The organism is Okeania sp. SIO2F4, assembly GCF_010672385.1.
Lineage (GTDB): Bacteria > Cyanobacteriota > Cyanobacteriia > Cyanobacteriales > Microcoleaceae > Trichodesmium.
Genome location: NZ_JAAHGT010000495.1, coordinates 1 through 7,010, shown reverse-complemented (window position 1 = coordinate 7,010; position 7,010 = coordinate 1). Strand labels below are relative to the sequence as shown.

General features: G+C 34.7%; 3 protein-coding genes. 1 reads left to right on the top strand and 2 read right to left on the bottom strand.

Features of this window, described 5'->3' with window-relative positions:
- Window positions 1–1,345, top strand: a 1,345-nt coding sequence (locus tag F6K22_RS25685) for a Calx-beta domain-containing protein (protein WP_293104542.1), incomplete at its 5' end; no start/stop codon positions are given.
- Window positions 1,346–2,825: 1,480 nt separating this feature from the next.
- On the opposite strand, the gene F6K22_RS25680 is transcribed toward F6K22_RS25685, so the two are convergent.
- Window positions 2,826–5,639 carry a CHAT domain-containing protein gene (locus F6K22_RS25680; RefSeq protein ID WP_293104539.1) on the bottom strand — a complete coding sequence of 938 codons (2,814 nt, stop codon included), beginning with the start codon at window positions 5,637–5,639 and terminating at the stop codon, window positions 2,826–2,828.
- Between the two features lie 408 nt (window positions 5,640–6,047).
- Window positions 6,048–6,434 carry a hypothetical protein gene (locus tag F6K22_RS25675; RefSeq protein ID WP_293104537.1) on the bottom strand — a complete coding sequence of 129 codons (387 nt, stop codon included), beginning with the start codon at window positions 6,432–6,434 and terminating at the stop codon, window positions 6,048–6,050.
- Between the last annotated feature and the right edge of the window lie 576 nt (window positions 6,435–7,010).

The following is a 7,010-nucleotide window of genomic DNA, read 5'->3' as shown; positions in this document are numbered from 1 at the left end:
TGATATTAACAACCAAATTATCTATAGTCTCACTCCAGGGTTGACAACTACAGAAACTTTCACAGATACATTCAATTACACTATTAGCGATAATAACCCAAATACTCCTAACTCTACCAATACAGTCAGCGTTGTCGTTAATCCGCAACCTGAATTTCCAGGAAGTATCAGTGGAAATATATTTAACGATATTAACCGCAATGGTTCCCTTGAGCTAGGAGAAACTGGATTACCAAACGTTACAGTTTTCCTAGATACTAATCAAAATGATACTCTTGACCCCAACGACGAACAAACCACTACAGATGGGATTGGTTTCTATAGCTTCCCTAACTTATTACCAGATAATTATACACTCAGAACAATTTCTCCTCCTGACGCTATTCTCACAACTGCAGCAGAGTTTTCTGTTCCCTTGTCTTCTAGTCAAAATGTCAATAACATTAACTTCGGTTATAGTTTTCCCAACCCAGGTACTCTCCAATTTAGCAACCCCACCTTTAGCGTTACGGAAAATCAATCCACTGCTACAGTTACGATAATTCGGACTGGTGGGAGTGATGGAGTTGTCAGTGCCAATATTAATCTTGCCAATGGTACAGCAAATCAAGGTATTGATTATGGCAACCCTGTTCCTCAAACTATTTTCTTTGCCGATCAAGAAACTCAACAAACTGTTAGTATTCCTATTATTGATGATAACTCAGACGAGAATACGGAAACTGTGAATTTAAGTTTAGCTAATGTGACTGGTGGAGCTAATATTGGTCAACCTGCTACTGCTACTTTGGAAATTATTGATGATGATGACGATCTAATAAGACCTCAATCTTTTACCACTCAGGTGTTGAGGTTTGAGGAATTTAACAATTTTGCTCGTTTTAGTTCTATTACAGTTAATACTCCTCAAGGTCTTGCCAACCTTGGATTTTCTAGCAATACTGTAGCTTTAGCTAGTCAGAATATATCAGGGGGTGAGGGAAGATTTGATGTTAATTCCACTATTAATAATACTGTCATTGCTTACGATACTGGTAATGCGATTAGAATTGATTTGCGTGACATAATTAATCAGGTGGGTGAAATAGAGTCTGGTAGTATTTTGTTTGATTATGCTTCTCCTAATAGAAGTCATAGTGTTTCATTTTTGGATGAAAATAATCGGCAACTTGGGCAACAACCTTTACCACAGACTCCTCCTGGTCAATTCGTGAATGATTTTAGTATCTTTAGTAGTCAAAATATTCCAATTCCAGGGGATACTCAGTTCATTGCTATTGGTAGTGAAGCAACTGAAATTGGTCTTGATAATTTACAGTTGAGATTACAAACCGAAGGCTTTTAATTTTTGGGGGCTTTGTTGTCTGAAAGTATATAGCTACCGCACAAGATCCAAGCATATGTACTTCAGACTTCTACAACTATTGTCCAAACAAGATCCAAGCATATGTACTTCAGACTTCTACAACTATTGTCCAATAGATGAAATTAACATCAATATTTGATATAAAAAAGGCTGAAACTTTTGCCTGTAAAGGCTTTGACGCTATTAACTATTGTCCAACAGATGAATAAAACATCAATCTATAGAAAGAGGGTTCTATAGCTGCCATTTGGTATCTCCAGAAAATAGGTTCTCAGGAGAATTAATTGATAAAAAATGGGTAAGAATTGATTTGATGATGGGATGCAAGGCAGATATCTAATACACCCCATCTCCCCATCTCCCCCACTCCCCCACTCCCGTACGGACGTTGCATGCAACGTCCCTACCCTACTCTCAATCTATAATTTTAAATAGATCCCTTTAGGGGTTCTATAGCTGCCACTAGGTTCACCTTTCATGTCGGGGACAACCGAAAAGCGGAACGGATGTTCTATCGATACTTTCATGCAACAAAGCCATTGTTGGGTGTAATATCAAATCCGGTTGAATACTTATTATATAGTTGGGGGAGTCTGGGAAGTGTGCGAAGTGTGGGGAGTTGGGGAAATTGAATATGGAACTATTAACATATATCATATAATCGGATTCTATGTGCAATTAACAGGATTTGATATAATCTGGTAAAGCACAGAAACCACGCTTGTATGAAATTTGGATGCCACGATGCTAACATCTGTCTGGTTAAAACCTCGTTTCTTATAGCACTCCGAAGCAACTGAATTTGGTATAATAAAGTTTTTGTTTGTAGTTGGGCTTCAGCCCTACAGGGGTCTACTGGACTGATATAAAATCCGGTTATACAGTAATCGCAAAATTACTTCCTCTTAATACAGATGTTCTATTAAATACGAATTTAAAAATTTAGGCGTTGGTAAATTAGAGTATGATTTGTATTTTTTGGTAATTGCTAAACTATTGAATAAAAAATATTTGAGATTGTTCAATTTTTATTTTCATACCTTCATTTACCAATGCCAAAATTTAATAGTTCAAATCCAATATTTCTCCTGACTCCTGACTCCTGACTCCTGACTCCGAGCGCGATACGATAACTAATTACCCGGATTCTATATGAGACATATAAAATGGTGCCCTGCGACTAATTGTTAAATCCCTTTCACAGTCTAAATTTTAGCCGTCTAACGCACCCTACTAGACCGACACAGCTAAAATTGTGCCCTGCGACGGATTGCTGAATCCTTTTCATAATCTGAATTTAAGCCGTCTAACACACCCTACAATTTTGCACAAAATTAGGTGTGTCAGTCCAGTACTGGAGTGATACTAAAGCCCAACTACGAGTCTCATTATAACTTTTCTAGCGAATACGATCGTGATTACTTCTGACTTCTGAATTCTGAATTCTGACTTCTGAATTCTACAACCCATCACCAATCAAAATAAAGGGTGCCCAATAATAAGGATGTCTAAAACTGTTCGTGTCTTTTCCACCCTTAACATTTCCACTTATCAAAGCTAACTGCGCTTGTCGTAACGCGTTTGCTTTCGTAACATTCCCTTTTCTCAATGCTCGATAAAAATCAATCATTAGTAGTTTTGTTCCCAGATCGTCAACTTGCCATAGAGTAGCTATAGACGCTTTCACTCCCGCTCGTTGCATCTGATAACCCAATCCCAAAATTTCTGAACCATCCTGCAAGAGACTTCCCATTCCAGTTCGACAAGCACTCAAAACTGCTAAATCAATATTCGGTAATGATAAATTTGTAATTTCCCGGAGAGTTAAACGACTGCCATCACCAAATAAAATAAACGAATCTTCTGGTTGCCCACTCACAAAATCTGCATGAGTAGCAAAATGAAGAATATTGTACTTATCAACCCGTGAAATAATTTCATCCCAACTAAATGCTTGATTGAACAATTTCATAGTATCAGGAATGATTTTTGCTAAAGTTTCTATCTCCTGTCCCGCAAATTGTAATCCTGATAATTCAAATTTTCTTGAACCAACCATAAATTGATAGTTTCCTTCACTAAAAGCTGCTGCTAATACTCGCAATTTATCTAAAGGTTTACTGTTGAAATTAGTCAGACTAGCAGCAGTAATATTATTGATACTAAATTTTTCTATTAGCCATTTTTCCCCATCGTATAAAGCTGCTAAAGGAATATAACGTAATAAGCCATCAGGAGCATAAATAATAGTTTTTGTTTGTGCTAATAATAGGTCTGTTTCCCAAGGTTTTATTAACCATTCATATAATAGTTGACCTGTTTTTCGTACTGCCAAATCGCTAATTCTTCTTCTCGGATATGTCAGAGCTTCCCTAAAGTCAAAAATTGCATTTTTTAACTGTATTTTACTAATCGGAACTGACCGATGAATTGGCAAACCATTGCTTTTGACTAATACCATTTCTATCCGGTCTTCTAAAATTAATGGATAAAGCAGCACAGCATTTTGCTTGATTTTGAGAATATTTTGTAATCTACTTAGATTAGTAATATCTATACTTTCTCCTCTAGTTTTTTCCTGAAGCTGTTGTAATATTGTGATTATTTCTTCATTAGATATAAAGTTGTTGAATTTTGCTTTAATTTGTTGTTGTTGTGCTTCTAATTTAGCGACCTTTTTTTGTTGAGCAACAGACCTATCTACGGGTAATATATTTTCTAATTTTGTGAGTTCTTCATTTACCTGCGCTGCTTGATTTTGAATAGCATTGTAGTTATCTATAACTTCTTTTTCTTGGGGTAATAATTCAATTCCCACGATAGTTTGTTCATTGCCTTGTACATTTTTGAGATAATTATCTAATTCTTGAACCTTCAGTAAATCTAATACTTGTTGAGCTTCTGTCACTCGATTTTGCTGCAATAATAAATCGGCTAAACGGCGGTAAGTATCAGCGATTTTTTCTGCATAAGACTGCTTTTTATCTACGGAAAGAACTTGTAAATCTTGACGAATCCCTTCTGTGACATTTACAGAAGTTTTGTAGAAAATAATTGCTAATTCTGGTTCTTTTTTTGCAAGGAATAAATCTCCTATATTGCTCAAAGTTATTCTTTCACTAGCGCGATCGCCGATGTTTTTTTGAATGGTTAAAGCTTGACGATAATAGTCTTCTGCTTGAGTATATTCTTGGAGACTTTTGTAAACTGTTCCTAAACTATCTAAAGTTCTTCCTGTTTCTGTTTTATTCCCTATTTCCTGAAAAATTGTTAATGCTTGCTGTAAATATTCTAGTGCTGTTTGATATTGACTTTTTTGGTCATAAACTAAGCCGATATTATTGAGACTGTTACCTATTCCTGGTTTGTCGTCTATTTGCTTTCTAACTATTAATGCCTGTTGATAATATACTAATGCTTCATCATATTTTTTTTGCAGTTTATAAGTTAGACCTATATTATTTAAAGTATCTCCTTCACCTTTTTGATTGCCATTTTGTCGGTGAATTGCTAAAGCTTGTTGATACCACTCTAAAGATTTTTCATATTGACCTAACTCTTGATAAATTAAACCGATGTTATTAATAACTGCTGCTTCACCTTCCAGATTTCCTAGTTCTTTAAATGTCTGTAAAGCTTGCTGATAATATTCTAATGCCTGAGAATATTTAGCTTGATTTAGATAAATTGCTGCTATATTATTCTGAGTTCTCCCAACTCTAACTAAATCTCCTAATTCCTGACGAATTTCTAAAGCTTGCTGTAAGTAATCTAAAGCTTGGTTATAGTTTCCCTGTCGAAAATAAACTGCTCCAATACTATTAAAGCTACTACCAATACCTTCTTTGTCATTAATTTGGCGACGAAATTTTACTGCTTGCTGATAATATTCTAATGCTTGAGGATAGTCAGCAAGTTTATTATAAACTGCTCCAATATTATGAAGTGTTTTGCCGATTTTTAGGGAGAGAGATTGATTGGCATTTTCTGAGACTCTATATATTAATTGATAGATTTCTAAAGCTTGTTGATATTTTTCTAGAGCTAACTGATATTGACCATCTTTGTATAGTCTATCCCCCTGTTCGTAAAGTTCTTCTGCTTCAGTTTGTTGGGTAGTTTGAGAGATTATTTTTTGTTGAGATTGGTAAGAATTTAATATTTGAGAAAATCCTGTTTCATAGTAGAGGTAAATGGTTAAAGTTAGGCAACAGATTAGGAATAATTTTATAAGTCTTTTTATTACTCTCCTTTTTTTACTAAGTTTAGACATTTTTTTTATGTTTTTTGTCTATAGCAGGGAACAGGGAACACTTAACAGGGAACAGTTGGAAAAACATTTCCGCTGTCTAAGATTCATCATCAGTTTATGTCCTAACCAATTCTTTCTTAGCTATATAAACTTCTAGCGATCGGCAATATACTTCGAGTCAAATGAAACATCTAAAAATGTAGATTGGATAGAACAAAGCGTAAAACCCAACAAAGTCTTGGTATAAGTTGGATTAATTCTAGTCAAATGAAACATCTAAAAATGTAGATTGGATAGAACAAAGCGTAAAACCCAACAAAGTCTTGGTATAAGTTGGATTAATTCTAGTCAAATGAAACATCTAAAAATGTAGATTGGATAGAACAAAGCGTAAAACCCAACAAAGTCTTGGTATAAGTTGGATTAATTCTAGTCAAATGAAACATCTAAAAATGTAGATTGGATAGAACAAAGCGTAAAACCCAACAAAGTCTTCGCATAAGTTTGATTAATTCTAGGAATCGGCAATATACTTCGAGTCAAATGAAACATCTCAAAATGTAGGTTGGATAGAACCATAGTAAAACCCAACAAAGTCTTGGTATAAGTTTGATTAATTCTAGGAATCGGCAATATACTTCGAGTCAAATGAAACATCTCAAAATGTAGGTTGGATAGAACCATAGTAAAACCCAACAAAGTCTTCGCATAAGTTGGATTAATTCTAGTCAAATGAAACATCTCAAAATGTAGATTGAATAGAACCATAGTGAAACCCAACAAAGTCTTCGCATAAGTTGGATTAATTCTAGTCAAATGAAACATCTCAAAATGTAGATTGGATAGAACAAAGCGTAAAACCCAATAAAGTCTTGGTATAAGTTGGATTAATTCTAGTCAAATGAAACATCTCAAAATGTAGGTTGGGTAGAATGATAGTGAAACCCAACAAAGTCCTCGCATAAGTTGGATTAATTCTAGGAATCGGCAATATACTTCGAGTCAAATAAAACATCTCAAAATGTAGATTGGATAGAACAAAGCGTAAAACCCAATAAAGTCTTGGTATAAGTTGGATTAATTCTAGGAATCGGCAATATACTTCGAGTCAAATAAAACATCTCAAAATGTAGATTGGATAGAACAAAGCGTGAAACCCAATAAAGTCTTCGCATAAGTTGGATTAATTCTGCGGAAAAACTACACGAAAGTTTTCTCAACCCAACCTGCAATTAAAGCTATTTTTTCTGAAATATGATTATTCTTTCTTGTCATCTTCATCAAATAAAAGAGTTACACTACCAGAGTCTTCTTCCTCTATAAGGTGTATTCCCTCACAATACTTAACAGTATTAATTTTCTCTTTACTCGTTAAGAATCTTTTTCCTCCGA